We start from the raw sequence: 24728 nt of genomic DNA, 5'->3' as shown, positions 1-24728 counted from the left end.
ATTATGAATTTAAGAAAAATTTTTAAAAAAATTTATAAAAAACATCATTTAAAAGTGGAACAAGAATTTACTAGTTCAACAATAACCCTTTATAAACAAAAAATCAAATGGTTAGACAAATTTTATAAAGATGAAGATTGTTTTAATAGAAAAATTGTAAAATGTTTGATTATGTATGAAAAAAAATTTAAAAATACAAAAAATACTTTTAAAAAAAGAAATTCATTAAACACTGATGTTTTTAATAACTCGTATTTAACAGATTATATTTTGCACAACAAAGAAGATTCACAAGAAGAAGATTTAAATTTAGATAATATTTCTAATTCTATTAAAGTCAATGACCCTGTTAAAATGTATTTAAAAGAAATTGGGCAAATTCCTTTATTAACTTTAGCAGAAGAAAAAGCTAAATCTAAAATGGTTTATGAAGGTTTAAAAGCAAAAAAAGAATTAGAGAAATATAACAAAAAAGAAATTCAATTAACAGAAGAACAATTAGAAGCAATAAATAAAATAATAGTAGAATCTGAAAAAGCTAAAAATAAATTAATTGAAGCTAATTATCGTTTAGTAGTTTCGATAGCCAAACGTTATATAGGAAGAAAAATTTTGTTTTTGGATTTAATTCAAGAAGGCAATATGGGATTGATGAGAGCAGTTGATAAATTTGATTACAAAAAAGGATTTAAATTTTCTACTTATGCTACTTGGTGGATAAGACAAGCTATTACTAGAGCTGTTGCTGATCAAGCTAGAACAATTAGAATTCCAGTTCATATTATCGAAACAATGAATAAAATTTCTCGTTGTATAGGAAAATTAACACAAGTTTTATTACGTAAAGTAGATAATCAAGAATTAGCTATGCAAATGAATATCAAAAAGAAAGAAATTATTGATATTCAGATGATAGAAAAAGAAACTATTTCTTTAGAAACATCAGCTAGAGAAGAAGATGATTCATCTTTAGGAGATTTTATTAACGATCCTAATGCTGTTTCTCCTCATGATTATATGTTGCAAGAAATGTTGAAAAAAACTTTAGATGAATCTTTAGAAGAAGTTTTATCTGATAAAGAAAAACAAGTTTTAAAAATGCGTTATGGTTTGACAAACGGCCATGTTTATACTTTAGAAGAATTAGGCGATAAATTCAAAGTTACTCGCGAAAGAATTCGTCAAATAGAAGCCAAAGCTTTAAGACGTTTAAGAAGTCCTTCTAAACAAAATAAATTAAAAACACTATACAGTAATATTACTAAAAAATGAAAAGAATTCTTTTTATCGCATCTTTATTAAAAGGTTATAATGTAGTTGCTGATATCGGTACAGACCATGGATTAGTGTTGAAAAAATCATTAGACTTAAAATATATTAAAAGTGGCATTGCTTCAGATAATAAAATAAAACCTTTACAAAGAGCTTATCAAAATTTAAAAAATTATCCTGTTAAATTTTATTTAAGTGATGGTTTTGATAAAATAGATGATTATTTTGATTTGGCTTTGATTTGTGGTTTAGGACCACATACTATTGCTACAATTTTAAGTAGAACTAATTATAAAAATAAGTATTTTTTGTTAGGTTGTCAAGGTAAAATTCATTATTTAATTGATTGGTTAAATGAGAATGATTTTGTTATTTTAGAATGTCATAATTTTTATGATAAGTTTCATTATATTTTTTTGAAAGTTTTTAAAAAATAAATCAACAAAATTTTATAATAGATTGAAAAATAATAATATTTAAAGTATAATATAAATTGATTTAAAAAAAAGTTTGAGTAGCTCAGCAGGATAGAGCAACGGCCTTCTAAGCCGTCGGTCAGGGGTTCGAATCCCTTCTCAAACGCCATATTTTAATTTTAGATATAAAATCTTTATTATTAATATTTTGAAACAATAAATTTTTATTATCAAATAAATATTTTTTTGATAAATTTTTATTTGATAATAAAATAAAATAGGAGAATATAAAATAATGGCTGTTCCTTTTAGAAGAACGAGTAAAACTGCAAAAAGAAAAAGACGTACACATTACAAATTAAATAAACCTAATTTAGTGATTTGTCCAGATAATAATTTCACTTTATCACATCGTGTTACTTTAAATAATCCTTATTACAAAGGACAATTAATTTTAAAACATAAGGCAAAACTAAATAAAGATTAAAAGTTTTGTTTTTTTTTATTTCAAAAAATATTTTGATATGTGTAAAAAAAGGAAATTTTTAAATGAAAAAAATGATTACTAGTGAAATTCGCAAAATGTGGTTGAATTTTTTTATTGCTAAAGGTCATTGTTTCACAGAATCAGTTTCTTTAATTCCTGATTCGTCCGATCCTAGTTTATTATGGGTTAATGCTGGTGTGGTTCCTTTAAAAAAGTATTTTTATGGTTCGGAAAAAACTTTTTCTTCACAAATAGTAAGTATTCAAAAATGTTTAAGAACTAATGATATTGAAAACGTAGGTAAAACTTGTATTCATCATACTTTTTTTGAAATGTTAGGTAATTTTTCCATAGGTGATTATTTTAAAAAAGAAGCTATAGATTTAGCTTATGAATTATTAATATCTGAGAAGTGGTTTGCTTTACCTAAAGATAAGTTGTACATTACTTATTTTTATAAAGATTTAATGACATATGAACTATGGTTAAAAAAAGGTATTGATTCTAATCATTTAATTCCTTTGAAAACTAATTTTTGGGAAATTGGTGAAGGTCCTTGCGGTCCTTGTACAGAAATTTTTTTTGATCGTGGTTTGATATATGATAAAAGAGGTTTAAAATTAATTTTAGAAGATATTCCGAATGATCGTTTTATAGAGATTTGGAATGTAGTTTTTTCTCAATATAATAGTGAATCAGGTAAAAATAGACAAGATTATCTTGAATTACCGAGTAAAAATATTGATACAGGCGCAGGATTAGAAAGATTAGCTTGTGTTTTACAAGAAACAGAAACTAATTTTGAAACTGATCTATTTTTACCTATTATCAAGCAAATTAGTTTTTTGAGTAAAAAAGAATATATTCCTAATAAAGAAAATTTTAGAATTATTGCTGATCATATTCGATCTTTAGTTTTTGGAATTAGTGATGGTGTTGTATTATCTAACGAAGGAAGAGGATATGTTTTAAAGAAACTTTTAAGAAGATCTTTTTTAAAAGGTAAAATATTAGGATTTCATAAACCTTTTTTATTTAAATTAGTATCGAGTGTTATAGATACAATGAAAGATTTTTATCCTTATTTAATTCACAAAAAAGATATTATTCAAAATATTATTAGTTTGGAAGAAGAGAAATTTATAATTAATTTAAAAAAAAGTCCAAAATTATTTTTTAAGTTAGTTAATAATAAAATTTTGTCAGGTGAAAATTTTTTTAAGCTCTATGATACTTATGGTTTACCTAAAGATATGATATTGGAATATGCAAAAAAAAATAATATCTATATAAATGAAAAAGAATTTCAATTTTTTTTAGATAAACAAAAAAAGTTGTCGCGCGGACAAAATAATATTCAACATAACATGAAGAAACAAAATGACATTTTTCTAAATTTTGTGGATAAAAGTGATTTTGTTGGTTATAATGAAAACCAAGTTAAAACAAGAGTTTTAAAAATTTTTGACGAAGGTATTGTTTTAGAAAAAACTCCTTTTTATCCTGAAATGGGTGGCCAAATTTTTGATTCAGGAACTATTAATAATTTAGAAGTAACAAAAGTTATAAAATTACCAAATAATCAAATTTTACATCAATTTCAGAATTTAAATGTTTCGTTAAATGATTTGTTTTATGAAAAGCAAGAAGTTATAGCCTCTATTGATATCGTGAATAGAAAAAAAATTTCTAATAATCATACAGCTACTCATTTATTATATGATTCTTTACAATTAATTTTAGGCGATCATGTTAAACAAAGAGGTTCATCTTTAGGTCCTAATTCCTTAAGATTAGATTTTAATCATTTTCAACATTTATCTTTGGAAGAATTAATTCAAATAGAAAATAAAGTCAAAGGATGGATTGAACAAAAATATTTAGTTAATATTAATGAGATATCCTTTTCGGAAGCTAAAAAAAGAAAAGTTCATTTTTTAGATAATAAAAGTTATCAAGATAAAGTAAGAATAGTTCAGATTGGTGATATTTCTGCTCAATTATGCGGGGGGACTCATGCTCTTAATACAATAGATTTGAATAAGTTTGCTATTTTAGATTATAAAATAATTGGTTCAGGTATTCATAGAATAGAAGCAACTTCTGGCGTAATAATTTCTAATATTTTATTAGACAAATTAGAATTTTATTTATCTGAAGAAAAAAAAATTTTAACTCAAATAGAAGAAATAAAAAAAGATAAAAACTCTAAAGATTATTTAACTTTTTTTAATATAATTTCACTGCCTCCAAAATATCAAGATAGTTATTTATATATCCAAAATTATAAAAATTATTTACATTCTTTGAGACAACAATTAAGCGAAATAAAGAAACAAATTTTACAAGTAGAAAATTTAAAAATTATTAAAGAATCTCAAAAATTTATTCCTGCAAAAATTGAAAAAAATTTATTGATTTTTGTTGATGAACTCGAAGCAACTAATGTTATGTTAAAAAATTTATTAGAATATTTATTTAATAAATTACGAATAGATATTTTATGTTTATGTCAAAAAAAACAAGAACAAATTATTGTTTTATGTAAAAGTACAGTAATTAACGTCGGTAATTTTATCCAAAAAATTAATCAAAAAATGAAATTTAAAGGCGGTGGTAATAAAATATTCGGACAATTAAATATTAGTGACATCGATAAATTTTATGAATTTCAAAAAAATTGGAAAGATTTTTTATGATAAATAAACCAAAAAAATGTTTTTTAGGTTTAGATTTAGGAGAAAAAACATTAGGTATTGCTATTTCTGAATCTGGTTTTTTTGCTCATAATTTAAAAACTCTTTTTTTTAATGTTCATCAATATCAAGAATTAATACTACCTTTGAAAGTGATTATAGATAAATTTAAGGTTACAACAATAGTATTAGGTTATCCTAAACATATGAATAATGATATAGGTATTAAAGCACAAATTAGTATTGATTTTTGTAAGAGGATTCAAAAAAATTTACCTGATATAGAAGTTATTTTATGGGATGAACGTTTATCTACTAAACAAACATATCAATTATTTTATATGAATAAATATAACAAATATAAAAGTAAAAAATTAAAAGATGAAATAGCAGCATCTATAATTTTACAAAATTTTTTAAATTATTCTAATAATCAATTAAAAAAATAATCAATTAGAAAATTTTAAATATGGGAAATATAGAAAAAATAAAGTATTTACGAAAAATTAAAAAATACGCTCTAGAACATAATATACCTATTATTCATGGTGAGACTTTAATTTTTTTACAAAAAATAATTAAAAAAAATAATTTAATTAATATTTTAGAAATAGGTTCAGCTATTGGTTATAGTGCTCTTGCTATGAGCAATGAACAAAATCATATTCAAACTATAGAAAGAGATTTTCATAAATATAAATTAGCTTTACATTTATTAGAGAAAACAACTTTTAATATTGAGTTTATTTGGTCAGAAGCTTTGTTTTATCAACCTACTAAAAAATATGATTTAATTTTTATTGATGCTGCTAAAGTTCAATATCAAAAATTATTCCAAAAGTATAATCTTTTTTTGAATGAAAATAAATTTATTATTTGTGATAATTTAAATTTTCACGATTTATGTATTGATAATCCTGATATTTCTCGAAGTACTCGGCGATTAATTATCAAAATGAACGAATTCAAAGTTTTCTTACAAAAAAATTATTTTTTTACAACATTTTTTTTGAACATTGGTGATGGTTTAAGTATTTCTCGCAAAAATATTAATAAATTAGATTATTGAGAATAATTATTGTCTTTTTATAAAATAAAAACTGGAATAAGGTAGAAATAAATAAAATGAATAAAAAAAATTATGAATTGACTCAATCGGGTATAGATAAATTAAAAGAAGAGTTAGAATATCTTAAAAATGTTAAAAGAAATGAAAATTTAGAAGCTCTTAAAGAAGCACGCGAACAAGGTGATTTAAGTGAAAATGCTGATTATAGTGCAGCTCGTGATGAACAAGCTTTTATAGAAACTCGTATTTTAGAAATTCAAAATATCTTAAAAAATGTTAAAATTATTGATACTTCTAATAAGAATAAAGAAATTAATATTGGTAAAACAGTTACAATTCAATTTTTACATGATAATAGACAACAAACTTTGCATTTAGTAGGTTTTTTAGAAGTTAACCCTTTTGCTAATAAAATTTCTATTGAATCACCAATAGGTCAAAGTCTTAAAAGCCATCAAGAAGGTGATCAAGTTTTAGTTAAAACAGAAACAGGTAAAAGTTTTCAAGTTAATATTTTGAAGGTAGAATGAAAATATGTTGAATAAATATAAATTTTTACCTTCTTTTTATTATAATTCCGTTTTTGATATCCCTTATGATTATTTTTTGAAAAAAAAAATTAAAATTTTGTGTTTTGATTTAGATAATACTTTGTTAAGTCCAACTGAGACAAAATTAAATCATAAAATTATAAAAAAATTAAATGATTTAAAAAATAATTTTAAAATAGTGATAATTTCGAATACTTCATTGTCTAAAATTAAAAAAATTTTAGAACCTCATAATTTCAGTTATATATATTTGAATATTTTGAATAAAAAACCTTCTTTATGGGGATTAAAACAAACTTTAAAATTATGTAATTTTTCTTGTGATGAAGTTATTATGATAGGTGATCAATTAAGAACTGATATTGCTAGTGCTAATAAAATGAATATAATATCTATTTTAGTTAAACCTTTAGATAGAAAAAATGAATCTTTTAAGACTAAATTTATGCGTTTTTTATTTGAAAAACGTTTTATTAATAAAATTAAAAAATTTGATTTATCAGAATATAAATCTAAATTTGAGAGTTTTATAAAATAAAAAAAAGATGAAAAGATTATGAGTATTTTAATTCAACTAATTTTGCAAAAAATCAAAAAAAAATTTCATAATGATCCTAATAAATTACAACATATTTTAGGTGTTCATAGAAAAGCCGTAGAATTATCTCGTTTATATAAAGTAGATGTTGAGAAAACACAAATTGCCGCATTATTACATGATTATACTAAAAACGAATCATTAGAATTTCATTTATCAGTTTTAACAAAAAAAAATATTGATAAATACAAACTAGCTCCTTTTTTTTATCACGCTTTAAGTGCTTCTGTTATTATTCAAAAAGAATTCGATATAAAAGACAGAAAGATTTTAAATGCTATAAAAAAACACGTTTGGGGTCATTTAAAAATGAATAAATTGGATAAAATAATTTTTATTAGTGATAAAATAGAACATAATAGAACTTTTGAGAATATTGATTATTTACGAAAATTATCTCTAGAAAATTTAGATAAAACAATTTATTTTTTTTTAAAATTTACTTTTTCTTTTTATAAAGAAAAAAAATTTCGAATTTTTCCTGAACAGTTAGAAATTTTTAAATTTTTTAAAAATAAAATAGAATAATTGTTGATATAATTAAATGAATCAAAATATATGTTATATATTATTATAGGCAAATATACAAGATTTAAATTTTATTAAGTATTTTTTTAAAACCAAAAAAGAAATACCCACATTTATTCATACACAGTTTTATTTGATAAAATTATAGATTTTATTGATGCAAGTATTATGTTTTATGTTGTTTTAGGAGTTTCATGGATTGGACGCTTTAAGCAGAAAAGATAAAAAAAGTTTATTTATTGATAATTTATTTCTATATTCTTTTAAAATTTTTTAAAGAAATAAAAATAAATTTAAATAAAGAAAAAGTTAAAGTTGTTTTTATGATGTTGTTAAAATATTAAAAAAATTTATTTAATAAGAATTAGTTTTTATTTGATTATCTGAGAACTACTTGATTTTTATTATTTTATTTTTGTTATTTCAAAATTTAGATAAAATTATTTATGATAAAAGTGTAATTATGCAAGAAACTTTTTATAAAATTAAAGAATAGATAATTCTATTTTATTTAAAGACTAAATAAAATTAAAAAAATAAATTATTATCAAAAAAATTTATTTTTTTAATTTTATTAGTATTTACTTTTTACTTTTATTAAAATAATAGATAGAAAGATGTTTATTATTATAATAAAAAAGTTGGATAAAATAAATCAATCTAATAGAAAGGTCAATAATTTATTATTATGAATGAGGTTTGGAGCGGAATATTAGGATTAATTTTAGGTCTAGTTATTGGAGCTATATTAATGTTTTTTTGGTTTAAAAAATATTTAGAGAAAAATCCACCTATTACAGAAAAACAAATTAAAGAAATGTTTAAACAAATGGGTAGAACACCAAGTCAAAAGCAAATTAAACAAATTATGTTTAATATTAAAAATAATAAGTAGATTATATATTTGAGATTATGATTTTTCAATTTGTTTTAATTATTTGTGTAGTTTTATTTATTATTTTCATTATGAATAAATGTTATGATAGTCGTGAAAAGAATAAAATAAAAATTTATTTATTGAATTGTTCAAAATTAGAACGACAAGTTTTAAAATCTATTTTTACTGATAATAAAGATAAAGAATTTTTTTTAACGAAAAATAATTCAATTACTAATAATATTATTAATTTCAATATAGCATTTGAAATTAAAGAAAATTCTAATAATATGCAATTAAGCTGTGTTTTAAATTTAGAAATTTTAAATTTAATCCAAAAAGATTTAAATTTAAAAAAAATGTATTTAGAAGAAAAAAATTATTAAAAAAAAGAAAGAGTTTGTTATATATCAGTGATGAATCAGATTAAAATTATTGGTTATTATGAAGAAAAATTTAAAGGATTAGGCATTATAAAAAATGGTTTAAAAACAAAGTTAATTTCTGCTTTATTGAATAGTAATGAGGATTATAGTAAACCAAATGAACTTGTATGTTTATCTATTCTTTATTGTTTTTATACTACAGCTAAAAATATTTTGGCTATCCAAAATAATAATATATCATCATCGGATATTAAAATTAAAATTTTGTGTAATACTTTAAAAGATCAAAAAGGTTTTTATTTTCAAATTGATTTGTTTTTTAGTATTAAAACTTTATCTATTCCTCAAATCAAAGAAATTATGGATTTAACTCATATAAAATGTCCTGTTTCAAGGTTATTTCATAGTTATCCTCATATTAATTTGATACCTGTGTTATTTCAAGAAATATAAATAATTTATGCACATTAACTAAATAATTTTATTTTTGTTGTCAAAAAGATAAAATACTTTAATAAAATAAAGTTATTGAATATGTTATAAATAAAAAATATTTTTTTTGCATAAAGTAATTATATTTATTTTTGATTTTTTAAATAATTATTATTATACTATTTTATTAGTTTATTATTTTATTTAATAAGTTTAAATTTTTGTCAATTTAAGAATTTTTTATTTATTATATTTTTATTTTTTATTTTATTTAAAAAATTATTAGAATGATAAAAAATTTAATTATTATGAAAGAAGAAAAGAAAATTATTTTTTCTTTTTCTCTTTGATAATAAATTATATTTATTATCAAAGATTAAACACCCTTTAAAACCCTACTTTTTTTAGATAGCTTATTAAAGTTTAAGGGTTTTAAAGTAATATAATAAATTGATTATTAAACTGTGTTTAATAATAATACCAGGATATTATAAAATAAAAAAATTTATTTGAAGTCATTGTTATATATAAAGATATAGCTTCAAATAAATTTTTTTATTTTATATTATGTTTAGTTAGAATCAAAATTATAAAAATCAGCCATTATTTTAATAAATCTAATTATTTTAAAAGCTTTTATGTCATGGTTTATATCTTTATAAGAATTTAAATATTCTAGTAGTTGTTTTTCGTTTAAGTTACTGCTAAAAAAAACAGGTAATTTATTTTCATAACGATAATATATTAGAGGTAAAAAGATATCATCACGAAAAAAAATATTCATATTTTCTGCACCTAAGTCATCTAAAATTAAACAAGGAACTCTTTTTAAATGGTTTAATTTATTTTCTAAAATATCATTATTATTCCAAATATTTTTAAATTGTCTAGTTAATTCAGGCATAAAAATAAATAATACAGAAATATTTTTTTTAATTAATTGTTTAGCTAAACTTTTTAGTATAAAAGTTTTACCTGTACCAAATTTACCGTATAAATAAAAACTTTTGTTTATTTTAGGAAAATTTTGAATTATATTTTGAGTTTTGATTAAAACTTTTTGTTTAACTTCAGAATTTTGTGTTTGAAAATTTTTTAATTCGATATTTTCAAAATTTACACTTTGATTAAATAAAATATTTTGTTTATATAAATTATTTTCTAAATTAATTTGTTTAGATTTAGGCGTTTCTTTATAAACAACAGAAATATAAGGCTTTGTTTGTAAAACCATTTGATATCCTAAAGAATTATCTTTATCTTTATTTATTAAATAGTTATAAACTGTGATAACATCCTCATCGTTGAGTTGTAAATTTTTTGTTTCTTTGTTTTGTTGGATATATTTTTTGATTTGTTCAAAATTTAATTCTTTTATAAGATGCATTATTTTTTTAATACCTTTTTTAATTATTAAAACCTAATTCTGTTTTTATTTCATCTAACCATTTAGGACGGTTTTTGTTATTAGTTTTAATATTTTTAAAATTTTTATCTTCTATCAAAAAATCATATGCTGTTTCTGCTGAAATAATTCCTTTTTGAGTCCATGAATCCAATATAGTTTTAAAATAATTAAAATTAAAAATCAATTTTTCGTTTATATTTTGTTTTAATTTTAAAACATACATGAATAAAGCATTAATAACCCCAATATCAGTGTTTGTTTGGCCTATAAGTTTAAAAGTTATATCGCATAAATCAGAACAAACATTAATATTTTTGCTAAAATTTTGTATTATTCTAATTGGATTAGTATTCTTTAAATAAAGAATCATTTCATTTTCTTCATCATTAATATTGGAAGCGCTTGTTAATGTTATATTTTGTTTTAAATATTTTCTTTTAAATGTAATTTGTAAGTTATTTAAATCTATATTATCGTCATGATTATTACGAAAAATATCTTGATATAAAGAGGCCATTTTTTCAGGATTTATATCATAAATAAAACTTAATTTTGAAATATATTCAATGTTTTTCCACTCTAATAAAAAAGGTTTTTTGAAACGTTGTGGCAATTTTTCGATAAAAGATTCATAATTGAATTTTTGTATTAAATCATTATAAGGTTTATCATTTTGAAGTTGTTTAAAATGATTGATGGTTGAAGGTAAATTTATTTTTTGAAAATTATAAATATCTGTAAAATTTTTACTTATGTTTTTGTAATTTTGCAACATTATTTGGTTTTGTTCAGAACAAAATATATTAACTAATTGTAAATATAGGTTTTCTCCTATTTCACTAAATAAACATTGATTGAAAATAGGATCTTGAAAAAAATTCTTATAATTTAATGGTGGTTGCAACAAATAAAGTTTTTCTTTTTTTGTATTTTCGAAAGTTTGTAATAAATTCATTGCTTCAAGTTTTTCTTTATATTTTATAAAATTCGTTTCATTAATATTTAATAAATCAAATAAAAATTGATGATTATAAATAAAGTTTAGATTATTATTTTGGTTCAAAAAATACAAAGTATTATAAAGACTGAGTGCTTCTATACCTAATACAGGTTGATAAAGTAAATATAAAATTTTTTGTTCTTCATTTGTTAAAACGTAATCATTTTTAATATTAAACTTTTGCAACGAATACAAACAAATCACCTCTATATTTTGATAATTTTAAAAATTGTCATTTTTAGTTATAATTTTTGACATTGAGAACAAAAATAAGAACTTCTACCTCCTATTTTCTTCTTTTCAATTTTATTTTGACAAATAAAACAATTTAATTTATCTCTTTTATATACTAAAAGTTGTTTTTGAAACAAACCTTTTACTCCTAAAGCTTCAAAACTACTAATCGATGTTCCTCCGTGATCAATTGCTTTTTGTAACACTTCTTTAGATTTTGAGATGATAATTTTTATTTGTTTTATATTTAAAGAATTAGCTATTTTTTCTGGATGGATTCGAGATAAAAATAAAATTTCACTAGCATAAATATTTCCGATGCCCGAAATTATTTTTTGATTTAATAAAATTTGTTTAATTTTTGTTTTCTTTTTTTGAATTTTGGTCCACAAATTTTCATCTATTATCTCAAAAGGATCTAAAGCTAATTGATTTAAACCGCTTTCTTCTAAATATTTGTCTTTTTTATGTAATGAAAAACGACCAAATTTTCTGAAATCATAATATCGTAAAATTTTATTTTTATCCAAAAATATTCTAAAGTTTTCGTATTTATGAATTATATTACATTCTTCTGGAGAGTGAATATATATTTTTCCTTCCATTCTAAAATGTCCTACGATAACCCAATCATGTTCTAAAAAAAATAATAAAAATTTACCTTTTCTTTGAATATCTAAAAAAGTTTTTTGTTTTATGTTGTCTAAATCATATAAACTTTTAAAGGAAGGTGGATGAAAAACTTGTATTTTTTGTATTTGATGATTAGTTATTTTTTGTTTTAAATGACGAATCGTAACTTCCACTTCTGGTAATTCAGGCATTTTTTCATCACATCCATTTTACATTTTCTTTTATTTTTACTTTGAAATAAAAACAATCATAATGAGATAGTTTATGTTTTAAAATAAAAAGAGTATAATTTTTATCTTTCTATCTCTTGTTGAAATTTATAAATTGTTAAATTATATTTGTCTGGAACAGATTTATCTTTTTCTATTTCCCCTTTAAGGATTTTAATAAATTGACCTGGTTGTAAAAAAAATTCTGGATTATCTTCGTCGATATGATCGAATTTAATTATTAGTTCTGTAAATGTATAAATTTTATTTGCGTCAACATATTTTAGATTTTTAGTAAACCATTCTCTTTTATTTTGATCTTTTGTTTTTATATATCTATTTTGTATCTCAATACTAAACTCTTTTAAGATGATTGGCTCTTTTGTTATATTATTTATTTCAGGAGAATTCATTTTAAAATTAAAAACTCTTTCTATTATATTTTTAAAAATAATTTAATACACTAAATATTATATAAAAATATATATTTGATTTAAGATTTAAAATAAAAACTATTTTTAATTTAAATTTTATTTATGTTGTTAAAATAATAGGGATGATAATTGGTTTTCTTAAAACTAAATCATAAATTTTAGGAGTTATAAATTCTATAATAGCTTTTTTTAAATTATTTTTATTCACTCTGTCACACTTAGATAAGTAGTTTTCAATTGTTTTTTTAATTTCTAAAGAAGTTTTTTTCATTAATTCTTTATGGCTTTTCATATAAATAAAACCACGTGAAAAAATTATAGGAATATTTAAAATTTTTTTATGTTTTAGATTGATACTTACAATAATAGAAAATAAACCTTCTTCGCTTAAAATTTTTCTTTCTTTTAAAATACAATTGCTAAGGTCTTCTGTACCTGAATCATCTATATAAATATTGTTTACTGGTATTGCATTAGTTATTTTTTTAATACATTTATGACTTATTCCTACAGCATCTCCATTATCTAAAACGGCAACATTTTCGGGTTGCATACCACATTCTATAGCTAATTGTTTGTGAGTTATTAACATAATATGCGTGCCATGAACTGGAATAAAAAAATTTGGTTTAACTAAGTTTAATAATAACTTTAAATCATTTTGATTAGCATGTCCTGATACATGAGTGTTAACAACATCGCCATGTGTAATAACTTCAACCCCCATTTTAAAAAGTAAATCTAAAACTTTATTTATACTATATTGATTTCCAGGTATAGGAGAAGAAGAAAAAATAACAGTATCTTTTTGCAATAATTTAATTTGTCTATGAATTCCATGAGCCATTCTACTTAGTGCTGCCAAAGGTTCTCCTTGTGAACCAGTACAAATTAAAGTTATATTATGGTGTTTATCTAAATTAAAACCATTTACGATTTTGTCTTTAGGAATTTTTAAATAACCGTTTTTTATTCCTATTTCGATAGCTTTTTCCATGCTACGTCCAAAAATAGCGATTTTTCTTCCTGTTAAAAGGCTAGCTTCTATAATTTGTTTGATACGATAAAAATTTGAAGCAAAAGTAACAATTATAATTCTGCCTTTTATTTTATAGAATAATTGGTTAATAGTTTTACTAATTTCATTTTCTGATTGAATAAACTCTTTATTTTGTGAATTAGTGGAATCAGAAAACAAACATAAAATATTTTTTTTATTTAATTCTGTTAGTTTATTATATTCTGCTAATGGCCCAACAGGTGTATTATCGATTTTAAAATCTCCTGTATAAAAAAGTATTATGTTTTTATTTTTAAATACTATACCAAATGTATCAGGTATAGAGTGATTCATTCTTATAAAAGAAACTGTAGTATTTTCAAATTGAAATTCGGAATCATTATTATATTTATGTATAATTTTTATATATTGATTCAATTTATGTTCAATTAATTTAGATTCTATTAAATTAAATGCTATACCAGAAACAAATATTTTATTAATTTTAATTTTTTTTAATAAAAAGGGGATACCACCGATATGATCTTCGTGGCCATGTGTAATAAAAAGAGCTTCAATTCTGTGTTCATTTTGTAATAAATATTCATAACTAGGAATAACATAATTAATTCCTAAAAAAGAATCTCCAAAAAAAGAAATACCTGAATCAACGATAAATATTTTTTTTTCAATTTCGAAAATATACATATTTTTGCCGATTTCACCTAAACCGCCTAAAGCATAAAAGAATATATCAAAATTGTTTAATTCAGGACTTTTATTTAATAAATCCATTATTTTTAATTTCCTTTATTTATTTTATTCATTTGAAATTACGAAATTTTGCTTAATCAATAGTTATCAAAGCAGGTATTATAATTGGTCTTTTTTGTGTTTTTTTGAAAATAAATTTTGATAATTCTTCTCTTAAATAAGTTTTAAAATCACTTAATTTAGTTTGTCTATTGTTTTTTAAATATTCTTCAATGAATTGCGCAAAAATGTTTTTTAAATCTGATATGAATGTAATTATTTTTGATTTATCTAAAAAACCTTTGCTAATTAATTCTATATTTCCTATAATTTTTTTTAATCTTAAATTTAAATTACAAGCTATTATAATAACTCCATCGTTAGCTAATAATTCTCGATCTTTGATAATATAATTATTACCTTCTAAAACGGGAGTACCATCAATTAAAAATTCTCCTAAGTTTTTGAAAAAATTTTTATTAATATGAGGATTGTTTTTGAAATCATAAACCCAACTATCTCCATTTTCAAGCATAAAAATTTTATTTTCAGGAAAATTAAAATTTATAGCAATTTTTTTCATTTGATATTGATGACGATATTCTCCTGTTATTGGTAACAGGTATTCAGGTTGCAATAAATTAAGAAATAATTTAAAATTTTCTTCATAATTGTAAGAAGCTGTTAATAAATCTTTAACTAATAAGTCTACAACAAAACCATTTCGGGCTAAAGAATCTATTGTTTTGCTTTGAATTTTATCAATTCCTGTTATTTCTATAGAAAATAATAAAATTTTATCTTGAGGATGCAACATCATTAAACGATCTGTTTTTTTACACATTCTTTGTAAACGATATAAAGGTTCGAAACGTTTTCCTATTATTATTACTACTAAATTTTTATATTTTAAATAATCTTTCATTCCTTTTAAATTTATTAAAAAACCATTAGGAATTTTTAAATAACCTTTTTGAATAGCAATATCTACAATTTTTTCGTTTTTTCTACCTAATAAAACTATTTTTAAATTAAAAGCAACTGCAATATCAATAACTAATTGAATTTTTAGTAAATCAGGAATTAAAAAAGAAATAAGAATATTATTTTTTATATTCGCAAAACAACTACTTATAGAATATTCTAAAGTTTCTTCTTTTATTTGTTGTCCAATATTAAATGTTCCTTGTGATGCTATCATTAGAGCGAGAACTTTTTTAGAGTTTAACTTGGATAAAGCTAAAAAATTAGTTTGAAAATTTTTATTTTTGGATTGTAAGAAATGCATTTCACTAATGTAAACTATATAACCTTGAGATGTTTCAAAAGCTAAACCTAAAGTTTCTGGTAAAAAATGAGCTATTCCAAAAAAATTAACTTTTGTATCTTTGAAATCAATTTGAGAATTTTCATTAATTTTGTTGAAATTTATTTGTTTAATATCAACATTATTAGTATGATTTTCTAAATTTGCTTTTAAAATATCTATAACAAAATCAGAAGCATAAATAGGTGCTTGAAAGTATTTAATCAAATAAGGAATAGAACCAGAATGTGTTTCAAAAGCAGAAGTTATAAAAATACCTTTAATTTTGTTTTTTATATTTTCTAAAGAGGTATATTCAGGAATGATCGAATCTATTCCGCGCATAGTCATATTAGGATATTTTAAACCTGTATCTAGAATAAAATAAGAAGATTTTATTTTTAATAAATATAAATTTTTCCCATTTTCTCCTATTCCTCCTAACACGGTAAATCCAATATCTTGCATATTCAATAAAAACTCCTATTAAAATTTTTTCTTATAAAATAAATTATAAACATTTAACATAAAAGTATTATAATGTTTTTATGTTAAATAGAAATAGTTAATATAATTATAAAAATAAAAAGAAAGTCAAATATATAAAATGTTTACAAATATTTTTGCAAAAAATAAATCACATAAAAGTAATTTAGGTAGCACTTTAGAACGAGATATTAATTTAACCAATATTTTTTATCAAACAAACAAAATTGCTTTAATTTTTAAAAATGAAATACCTATTAAAGTTGTTAAAGTTGATTATGCTTCTAGACAAACAACTAAAATAACAGAAGCTTATTATTGTTTGAAAGCTTTACCTGATTATCAAGGACTTTATCGCGGAAGGTATTTATGTTTTGATGTTAAAGAAACTAATAATAAAAATAGTTTTCCTTTGTCTAATATACCTCAACATCAAATAAAAACTTTACAACTTATACAAGAATTAAAAGGAATTGCTTTTTTTATTATTAATTTTAAATTTCATAAAAAATATTTTTATCTTCCGATAAAAAATTTAATCGATTATATCGAAAATTTTGACAAAAAAAGTATAAATTATAAAATTTTTGAAGAAAAATTTTATCAAATTCCTTTTTCTTTGTCACCTAGACTAGATTATCTAAAAATAGTAGATAATTTTTTATAATAACTTACAAAATTTAAATGACAGAACAATTTTTTAAGAAATAAATTGTATATTTTTTTGGATAATATTTTTAATAAAAAATAAACAAAAGCCGCTAATTATATTAGTTATTATTGATGTAAAACAAAAATACAAAATTAAAAATATATTAGGTTGGATTTTGTTAGTCCAATTATTATGGTTATGATAAATATGATGCGAAATTTCTTTTGCATTTGTTTCAAAAAATATACAAATAAATAGAATATAAGAGATTATTTGTATAATTGTTATCAATAATAAACTATTGAAAATATTTTTTTTTTGAGATAATTTATTTGAATCTTTTGAATAAAATAAACCTGTTAAAGAACAAGATAAATAAGGAATTATAAATAAAAATAATAAAATACCTATATATAGTGAAGAATTTTTATTGTCATATTTTTGTAATAAGCTATTTTGCCCAAAACTTAAAGTACTTTCTAAAGTAATATGTATAAAATTATATAATAAATTAGAAAAAAAACTATATTTAAAACCAAAAAGAAAACCTATTAAAAAAAGCGGTAATAATTCTAATTTTATAATAGAGCTTTCGCAATTATGTTCGTGTAAAACCGTTTTAGTTAAAATAATTTCTATAATTAAAGATATAGATAAAATGAAAGAAATAACAATTATTTTTTTTAATGAAAATTTGTTCATTTTTATTCCTTTTCTTGTTATTCATCATTTTTTCATTTTGAGCATTTATTTAAATGAATGTATTATAATTTCTATAATTATTTTGTTGAATACACAATATATTTAGATCGATTATATGATTATAAATTTTTATATTAATTTCTATTTTTAGGAAAAATAATTGAAATTAATATTATTTTGTGAAAATATTCCAAATTTAAACAAATTATTTTCATAAGATTTAATTATTTTTTTAATTTCTTAAATATTATATCAAATAACTTAATAAATATAAAATAATTTCATTAATTAATTTTTTATTTTTCTGTTATAAAAAAAGATTTTTATTAGTATAATAAAGGTAATTAATAAACATTTTTTGAAAAAAATTGTTTAAATTCTGTAACAGTGAAAAGAAAGATAGGTTTTTAAATTGACAAACAAAATTCAATTCGGTCAATTTTTTACTAAAAAACAAAATTGGTTCAAAAAACCATTAGAAGAATTTATGTTTGATAATTTAAAAGAAAATCATATTATCTTAGATCCCTTCGCTGGCGAAGGTGATATTTTAAATTTTTTAAAATATTATTTTAAAAATAAAATTACTAATTTAAATTTTATAGGATATGATCTTGATAAGAAATTTATTAAATATAAAATGAATGATTCTTTAAAAGATATACCTTATGAAAAAGAACATAAATATTTTATATCAACAAACCCCCCGTATTTAGCAAAGAATAGTTGTTATCGTAAAAAATATACACAAATTTATAAAGACTATTTTCAAACATCTAATTTTGTTGATCTTTATTTATTAGCTTTAAGTAAGATGATATCCACAAATCAACCAGGTTTTGCAATTGTCCCTGAAACTTTTATTAATTCAAAATTTGATAAAACCAATGTTAACAGAATTATTATCATTGAACCCAACCCTTTTGAAGATACTACCGCCCCTATTTGTATTGTTTGTTTTAATGGCGCCAAATTAGAAAAACAAATTCTTTATAAAAATGATGATAAAATTGGTTCTTTACAAGAACTAAAAAAATTAAAAATTTTTGTTAAAGAAAAAAGCGAGTTTTTAAAAAAATTACGATTTAACGATGTTAATGGATTTATTGCGTTGTTGTGTGTAGATTCCACAAATCCTGACAAAAAAATTAAATTCATACATAAAAACCAATTAAAATATAATATTTCAAATATAAAAACTTCGTCTCGTGCGATTACTATAATTAACAGTGAAGAATTTAAATATTTAGATTATTCAAAAATTGAACAAATAATTATTAACGCAAACCACATTTTAAATATATTTAGAACAAAAACTAAGGATGTTTTGCTGTCTCCATTCAAAGGAAATAACAAGGATAATCAGCGTAGACGCAGGTTGGATTTTCATTTAGCTAGAAATATTTTAACAAAAGCTTTTATAAATTGTTGTAATAATATAAATAAGGATAGTATTTATGAAAAAGATAGATTATGAAGCAAAATATGAAGAAGAATTACAACAAAATTTGAAATATTTCGATATTAAAGATATAAAAAATTTAAAAAAATTCAAAAATTTTGTAAAAAATTTAATTTCAATAAAAAAAGACTAACTATTAAGTTAGTCTTAAAGAATTTTTAAAAAGCAAAAAATGTCTAAACTTTAGGAACATTGCAATTTTAAAAATGACAGGTAATTTAAAAAATGAAAAAAACAACTTTAAAACCTTTTATTAAATGGATTGGTGGAAAAAATCAATTATTGCCTTTTTTAGATATAGTTGTTCCATCAGAATTTAATACTTATTATGAATCGTTTTTAGGCGGTGGTGCTCTTTTTTTGCATTTGCAACCTAATAAAGCGATTCTTAATGATATTAATTCAGATTTGATTTTAGTATGGCAAAATTTAATAACACATTCTCAAGAAATTATTAAAATATTAAATGAATTAAACGAACAACTCAAAAAAAGATGGTGAATCTTTTTATTGGCAAATTAGAGATGAATATAATCGATCGGTCTCAAATATTAGAAAAACCGCTCTTTTTATTTTTTTAAATAAAACTTGTTTCAATGGTATCTATCGCGTTAATAGAAAAAATGAATTTAATACCCCTTTTAATAAAAAAACAAATCTTTCTTTATCATCTTTAATTGATGTTAAAAATATAGAAAAAATCATTTTTTATTTTTAAAAACATTCAAATATTGAATTTTTTTGTGATTATTATCAAGTAATAATAGATCGAGCACAAAAAGATGATTTTCTTTTTGTTGATCCCCCCTTATGATTCGCATAATAATTCTTTCGATGCTTATACTACTGCACCTTTTGGTAAAGAAGGACAAAGAAGATTATTTGAAACTTTACAAAATGCTCATAATAGAGGAGTTAAATGGATTTTAACAAATCATGATACACCTTATATTAATGAATTATATTCTAAATTTTATTTAAATAGAATTTCTGTTTCGCGTTTTATTAATTCAGATGCTTCGAAAAGAAAAAATAATAATTATGAAACAATTATTACTAATTATCCCATTACAAAAAATCAACTTTTAGAATTAAATTATTTAAGTTTTAAAAAAGAATTACGAATGACTACTTATAATTTAAATTCTTATATTGATTGGACTAAAATTGATACTTTTTTAATAAAATATAATGTTGAAATAAACAAATTAAATACTTTGTTTTCTTCTTCAAAAACTGAATTTAACAATAAAATTGAGTATTTGTTTAAAAATAAACAAACTGAATGTTTTGACATTTTACCTTGTTTGCTTACAAAAAAACATTTACAAGAAGAACAATTGATCTTTTTAAATAAGGATAAACAAGAATTTAAAGTTAATTTTACTTGTTTAACATCTATTTTGCATTTTGTTGAAGAATCTGGTTTATTACACAATATTTTTTTAAACACAACAATTAATAATATATAATCTTTGTTATTAGGTATAAAAATTGGTTTAAATTCAAATATGAATAAAAATAAAACTGGACAAATAATGATGTTTATGATTTCCGAAATATTAAAAAAAAATAATATTGAATTTCGAACTGAAGTAAAATTAGAAGACATTTTTTCAAATACCAAATTAAAAGAAACTAAAACAATAGATTTTGTTTTTGAAATACAAAAAACTATGTTTTATTTGGAATGTAGTTTTTTTAATGTTGCGGGTTCTAAAATAAACAGTGAATTGTCTCGATTTGTAAATTTAAATAAAACAATTAAACAATTTAAAGACAAAGAATTTATTTATGTTGTTGACGGAAAAGGATTAAAAAGTACAAACGATCCTTTAAAATCAGCATTAGAAAATATAGAATATTGTTATAATCTTCAAAGATTTGAAAATTTCATTAAATTTAAAAAAAAATAATAATATTTAAAGTAATTTAATAAAAGTTTTAAACAATTAAACAAAAAAATTAATAAAATAAGATTCTCTTAATTGAGAGTCTTTTTTTATTATCCAAAATGAAAATAAAAGGATAAAAATATGAAAAACGAAATAAATCAAGGAATCATTCAGGTGGGTTGGGAAACAAAATCAATCCCCAATGACTTAGTTCAAATCAAAAACTTTTAACAAACATTAAAAAGATAATTATTAAATATTACCATTATTTTTGATTCTAAAAAGAAAAATTCCTACCAACAAGCAAACTACCGCCTCAAAAAAAAATAAAATAAACTTTAATTTTTAAATTAACAACCTTACCAAGTATTGAAATTATTTATATATTAAACAAAAGATTAACTTGCTGAATCGCTAACAAACATTATAAGTAAACATAAATCAAAGAAGGAGAAAAATAAAACCCCAAAGTTGCGCGCAACCCCCCCTTTTTTTTAAATAAATATAATCATTTAGAGTTATAATAGTTTATGTATATGATATAAAAAAAGGAAACAATAATTCAATCAAGAATATTATGAGAGCACATCATCATATGCTGTTCATTAAAAGATTTATTACAACATAATTATGATACAAAAATATTAGAATAAAAACAATCTACCCTATATTCCCTCACTGCCTCTACGAAATTACCTCAGTTGAGAGATAAAAATAAAGGAGATTTGAATTATGTTAAAATTAAAAAACCAATTCCAAATAACTTATTTTTATTTAATGACTTTTATAACTTTAATATTGATTTTTAACAATGCTCAATTAATGGCGATTGATAATAAAAAAAACTGATTTAAGTTCTTCAAATGAAAAACAATTTAAAACAATTTATAAAATGAATGTTAACCAAAATAAAAATAATTCATTAAAAATGAGCTATTATATCAGTGATAAAGATTCATCATTACAAAGTGTCTCTGATAAGATAAATATAATAAATTCTATAAATAAACCAAAAAATAATGATGCAAATAATTTCACAAAATTAAAAAGAAGTCAATCTATTTAAAATACAAAATATATAAGTCGAAAATTATTCTTTTAAGGTCTTTATTATTTAACAAAACAATATAGAAAATAAACAACAAACTAAATTTAAAAAAGTAAATTAAACTTCTTTCAACTCCCTTCATGAAATTATTTCAATTTATAAAAAGAAAGGATAAATAAAATGAATGGAGTGTTCTTGAAAACTGAAACAGTAGAAAGCTAAAATTTTTGACATTTAAATTTAATTAATTTTGTGATAATAAAAAATAAAAAAACTTTTATAAATTCTTGGTAAGAATTTATAAAAGTTTTTTTATTAAATTAAATGTTCAAAATAATTGTTTTTGAACATTTATAAAAATTATTTTTTAATAAACTAATTTTTATAATCTTTTCATAAAGAAAAACAGAAAAATATTTTCCAAATATAAATATAACAAATATCTAATATGGATAGATAAAATGCGTTTCAGCAGATAATGTCTTATCTCGGTATAAAAAAGTGTTTAATAAAATAAAATATCATTTTCATCTTATTTGGATAATAAAATTTACAAAATTTTAAAGTATTGATTTTTTCATTTTTTTAAGTTATTATAAGAATAATAAATAAATTTAAATTTATTTACTTTTGGATAAATTATATTATTTATATAGAATACTAAATTATTCTTTTAATTCTTGTTGTTTCATTTATAATTTATTTTTATTTTAAATAAACATCGAATTTAGTTGTAATATAATTAAACAAAATTATGAATTATAAAATATTTAAATAAATATTTAGAAAGACAAAGCTATAAAAATTATGAAGTTATCTAATCGCGGAAATATAAAAGTATTAGAAACAATTATTTTTGTTGGTACTTTTATTATTGGCGGCTTTACTTTAGTTATTAATATTATGGCTGCTGCTCAAACAGGAGACGGTATCCAAAGTGCCGTTTTATTTAGCTATGCTCCTAATATATCTAATATATTAATTATAATTGTTTTTTTTATGTATTTACAAGTTCATTTACATAATAGTAAAATTTATAAGTTATTAACTTTTATTGCTTTAATTTTCAGTACTTATGTGTTTTTAGATGGAGCAAAAATAATTTCTAATCGTATGAACATTTTAATGGATAGAAATGATGCTACTAATTTTTTCTTTCGTTTACAACGACTTATTTTACCTGCCTTATATTTGATTTTTTATTTTACTATGGATGCATCTTCTAATATAGACAAAAAGAAATTATTTATTATATTTATTTCCCCTTTTGTTTATATTGTAAGTCTTGAATTTTCTAAAATGATGGGAATTTTAAGTAGTTATTCTACTTCTTCGAATCAAAAACTAACTTTGAATCGCTTATTGAAGTGTGATTTTTTATTACCTTTTGTAACTGTTATTATTTTTTCTTTTTTATCTGTTATGTTATCGGTTGTAGGTTTATGTTTTTTGAAAAAGGAATTTATTGTGAATAATAAATCAGTTAGATCGGGGTTGCAAGTGTTGGGTATATGTTTAATTGCTGTGTCTTTGGGTGGTTTTTGGTATCCTTCGTTATTGGATGGACAATTGTTTAAAAAACTATCTTCATCAGAATTTCGTGATAATATAGCACAATCTACTTCTGATAATTCAGATGTAGAACGAATATTAGAACATGTTCTTCGCAAAGAATCTAATTCAACAAGTTCGAGTGGTTCTACAGTCCAAAGAAATAATCCAAAAGATTCAGCTCCTTCAAAAAAAAAGGGACCATGGTGGACAAAAGGGTTCTGATTTATTAACACAAAAACACTTAAAAGTCAAAATAAATACAAGTCAAAATGTTTATTAAAAAACAGTTTGACTTTTTCTTTTACCTAAAAGTCAAACAAATAGGAGTCAAAAAAAAGAGTTAAAAAATCCTTATTAAAAACAGTTTAACGAACTATAATACCTGATAATGCAATAATTCATCGCCTTCATCTACTAAATAAAAGAATAAAGGATTATAGCAAAAAAATTTATTAAGCAAAGTTTAAACGTCAAGATGATAACGCAAAATAAAGAATTTTATGGATAAGTTGCACAAAAAACTTAAAAACGCATAAAAAAATCATTTCGTAACTAAATCGAAAAGAACAGTGCATAGAACTATTTAAATATCTCAAAAAAATTTTCAAATATTTATACCGAAAAAATTCATTATTACTTG

The 24728-nt window shown here is 21.0% G+C and carries 26 protein-coding genes, 1 tRNA gene and 2 pseudogenes; 22 read left to right on the top strand and 7 right to left on the bottom strand.

What is annotated here, in order from left to right:
* The first annotated feature begins 3 nt into the window (after nt 1-3).
* The 13 genes from AADV48_RS02785 to AADV48_RS02725 all read left to right on the top strand — a co-directional run bounded on the left by AADV48_RS02785 (nt 4) and on the right by AADV48_RS02725 (nt 9333).
* Nucleotides 4-1272 carry a sigma-70 family RNA polymerase sigma factor gene (locus AADV48_RS02785; RefSeq protein WP_341266543.1) on the top strand — a complete coding sequence of 423 codons (1269 nt, stop codon included), beginning with the start codon at nt 4-6 and terminating at the stop codon, nt 1270-1272.
* The gene (locus tag AADV48_RS02780) at nt 1269-1709 is read left to right on the top strand and encodes a tRNA (adenine(22)-N(1))-methyltransferase TrmK (RefSeq protein WP_341266542.1); all 441 of its coding nucleotides are present in this window, start codon (nt 1269-1271) and stop codon (nt 1707-1709) included. The genes AADV48_RS02785 and AADV48_RS02780 overlap by 4 nt, the downstream gene beginning before the upstream one ends.
* 71 nt (nt 1710-1780) lie before the next feature.
* Nucleotides 1781-1857: transfer RNA gene (locus AADV48_RS02775), tRNA-Arg, on the top strand.
* Between the two features lie 126 nt (nt 1858-1983).
* A complete protein-coding gene (gene rpmF / locus AADV48_RS02770; RefSeq protein WP_341266541.1) occupies nt 1984-2175 on the top strand; it encodes a 50S ribosomal protein L32 in 192 nt (63 codons plus the stop codon).
* 62 nt (nt 2176-2237) lie between these two features.
* Complete coding sequence (gene alaS, locus AADV48_RS02765; RefSeq protein ID WP_341266540.1) at nt 2238-4874, top strand: alanine--tRNA ligase; 2637 nt, start codon at nt 2238-2240, stop codon at nt 4872-4874.
* Nucleotides 4871-5320 (top strand): Holliday junction resolvase RuvX, encoded by a 450-nt coding sequence (ruvX, locus tag AADV48_RS02760; protein WP_341266539.1) that lies wholly within the window; start codon nt 4871-4873, stop codon nt 5318-5320. Before alaS ends, ruvX begins: the two co-directional genes overlap by 4 nt.
* 20 nt (nt 5321-5340) lie before the next feature.
* Entirely contained in the window at nt 5341-5940 is a 600-nt protein-coding gene (locus AADV48_RS02755) for a hypothetical protein (RefSeq protein WP_341266538.1), read from the top strand.
* Between the two features lie 56 nt (nt 5941-5996).
* A complete protein-coding gene (greA, locus tag AADV48_RS02750) occupies nt 5997-6470 on the top strand; it encodes a transcription elongation factor GreA (protein WP_341266537.1) in 474 nt (157 codons plus the stop codon).
* Between the two features lie 4 nt (nt 6471-6474).
* Nucleotides 6475-7029, top strand: a complete 555-nt coding sequence (locus AADV48_RS02745; RefSeq protein ID WP_341266536.1) for an HAD-IIIA family hydrolase — start codon at nt 6475-6477, stop codon at nt 7027-7029.
* Between the two features lie 18 nt (nt 7030-7047).
* A complete protein-coding gene (yqeK, locus tag AADV48_RS02740; protein WP_341266535.1) occupies nt 7048-7617 on the top strand; it encodes a bis(5'-nucleosyl)-tetraphosphatase (symmetrical) YqeK in 570 nt (189 codons plus the stop codon).
* A gap of 688 nt (nt 7618-8305) precedes the next feature.
* Nucleotides 8306-8512, top strand: a complete 207-nt coding sequence (locus AADV48_RS02735) for a YneF family protein (RefSeq protein ID WP_341266534.1) — start codon at nt 8306-8308, stop codon at nt 8510-8512.
* 17 nt (nt 8513-8529) lie between these two features.
* On the top strand, nt 8530-8880 hold the full coding sequence (locus AADV48_RS02730) for a hypothetical protein (RefSeq protein WP_341266533.1): 351 nt from the start codon (nt 8530-8532) through the stop codon (nt 8878-8880).
* A gap of 30 nt (nt 8881-8910) precedes the next feature.
* Nucleotides 8911-9333 carry an OsmC family protein gene (locus AADV48_RS02725; protein WP_341266532.1) on the top strand — a complete coding sequence of 141 codons (423 nt, stop codon included), beginning with the start codon at nt 8911-8913 and terminating at the stop codon, nt 9331-9333.
* 550 nt (nt 9334-9883) lie between these two features.
* On the opposite strand, the gene AADV48_RS02720 is transcribed toward AADV48_RS02725, so the two are convergent.
* From AADV48_RS02720 to AADV48_RS02695, 6 genes are all read right to left on the bottom strand, one after another.
* Complete coding sequence (locus AADV48_RS02720) at nt 9884-10699, bottom strand: ATP-binding protein (protein WP_341266531.1); 816 nt, start codon at nt 10697-10699, stop codon at nt 9884-9886.
* A gap of 19 nt (nt 10700-10718) precedes the next feature.
* Entirely contained in the window at nt 10719-11924 is a 1206-nt protein-coding gene (locus AADV48_RS02715) for a DnaD domain protein (protein WP_341266530.1), read from the bottom strand.
* Nucleotides 11925-11962: 38 nt separating this feature from the next.
* Nucleotides 11963-12778, bottom strand: a complete 816-nt coding sequence (gene mutM / locus AADV48_RS02710; protein WP_341266529.1) for a DNA-formamidopyrimidine glycosylase — start codon at nt 12776-12778, stop codon at nt 11963-11965.
* A gap of 101 nt (nt 12779-12879) precedes the next feature.
* Nucleotides 12880-13209 (bottom strand): hypothetical protein, encoded by a 330-nt coding sequence (locus AADV48_RS02705; protein ID WP_341266528.1) that lies wholly within the window; start codon nt 13207-13209, stop codon nt 12880-12882.
* 121 nt (nt 13210-13330) lie between these two features.
* Complete coding sequence (locus AADV48_RS02700) at nt 13331-15025, bottom strand: ribonuclease J (RefSeq protein ID WP_341266527.1); 1695 nt, start codon at nt 15023-15025, stop codon at nt 13331-13333.
* 52 nt (nt 15026-15077) lie between these two features.
* On the bottom strand, nt 15078-16757 hold the full coding sequence (locus tag AADV48_RS02695) for a ribonuclease J (RefSeq protein WP_341266526.1): 1680 nt from the start codon (nt 16755-16757) through the stop codon (nt 15078-15080).
* Nucleotides 16758-16896: 139 nt separating this feature from the next.
* Between AADV48_RS02695 and recU the strand changes: the two genes are divergently transcribed.
* On the top strand, nt 16897-17442 hold the full coding sequence (gene recU, locus AADV48_RS02690; RefSeq protein ID WP_341266525.1) for a Holliday junction resolvase RecU: 546 nt from the start codon (nt 16897-16899) through the stop codon (nt 17440-17442).
* Nucleotides 17443-17475: 33 nt separating this feature from the next.
* Here the strand turns inward: recU and AADV48_RS02685 are convergent, their stop codons facing one another.
* Nucleotides 17476-18129: a hypothetical protein gene (locus AADV48_RS02685; RefSeq protein WP_341266524.1), complete on the bottom strand. Its 654-nt coding sequence runs from the start codon at nt 18127-18129 to the stop codon at nt 17476-17478.
* Between the two features lie 412 nt (nt 18130-18541).
* Between AADV48_RS02685 and AADV48_RS02680 the strand changes: the two genes are divergently transcribed.
* The 8 genes and pseudogenes from AADV48_RS02680 (at nt 18542) to AADV48_RS02655 (ending at nt 24310) form a co-directional block, all read left to right on the top strand.
* On the top strand, nt 18542-19606 hold the full coding sequence (locus tag AADV48_RS02680; protein WP_341266523.1) for a hypothetical protein: 1065 nt from the start codon (nt 18542-18544) through the stop codon (nt 19604-19606).
* Nucleotides 19587-19724: a hypothetical protein gene (locus AADV48_RS02675; RefSeq protein ID WP_341266522.1), complete on the top strand. Its 138-nt coding sequence runs from the start codon at nt 19587-19589 to the stop codon at nt 19722-19724. The genes AADV48_RS02680 and AADV48_RS02675 overlap by 20 nt, the downstream gene beginning before the upstream one ends.
* Nucleotides 19725-19816: 92 nt before the next feature.
* Complete coding sequence (locus AADV48_RS02670) at nt 19817-20092, top strand: DNA adenine methylase (RefSeq protein ID WP_341266521.1); 276 nt, start codon at nt 19817-19819, stop codon at nt 20090-20092.
* 16 nt (nt 20093-20108) lie between these two features.
* Complete coding sequence (locus AADV48_RS02975; RefSeq protein WP_423064661.1) at nt 20109-20309, top strand: DNA adenine methylase; 201 nt, start codon at nt 20109-20111, stop codon at nt 20307-20309.
* A 64-nt stretch (nt 20310-20373) separates the two neighbouring features.
* Nucleotides 20374-21507 (top strand): annotated as a pseudogene (locus tag AADV48_RS02665) (DpnII family type II restriction endonuclease).
* Nucleotides 21508-21627: 120 nt separating this feature from the next.
* A pseudogene (locus tag AADV48_RS02970) lies at nt 21628-21813 on the top strand (hypothetical protein); the annotation flags it as partial.
* A 405-nt stretch (nt 21814-22218) separates the two neighbouring features.
* Nucleotides 22219-22335: an SVM family protein gene (locus AADV48_RS02660; RefSeq protein ID WP_341266520.1), complete on the top strand. Its 117-nt coding sequence runs from the start codon at nt 22219-22221 to the stop codon at nt 22333-22335.
* Nucleotides 22336-23341: 1006 nt separating this feature from the next.
* On the top strand, nt 23342-24310 hold the full coding sequence (locus AADV48_RS02655; RefSeq protein ID WP_341266519.1) for a hypothetical protein: 969 nt from the start codon (nt 23342-23344) through the stop codon (nt 24308-24310).
* Nucleotides 24311-24728 lie beyond the last annotated feature (418 nt).

The organism is Candidatus Phytoplasma fraxini (genome assembly GCF_038024965.1).
Taxonomy (GTDB): domain Bacteria; phylum Bacillota_I; class Bacilli_A; order Acholeplasmatales; family Acholeplasmataceae; genus Phytoplasma; species Phytoplasma fraxini.
This window is presented reverse-complemented; position numbering and strand designations above follow the sequence as displayed.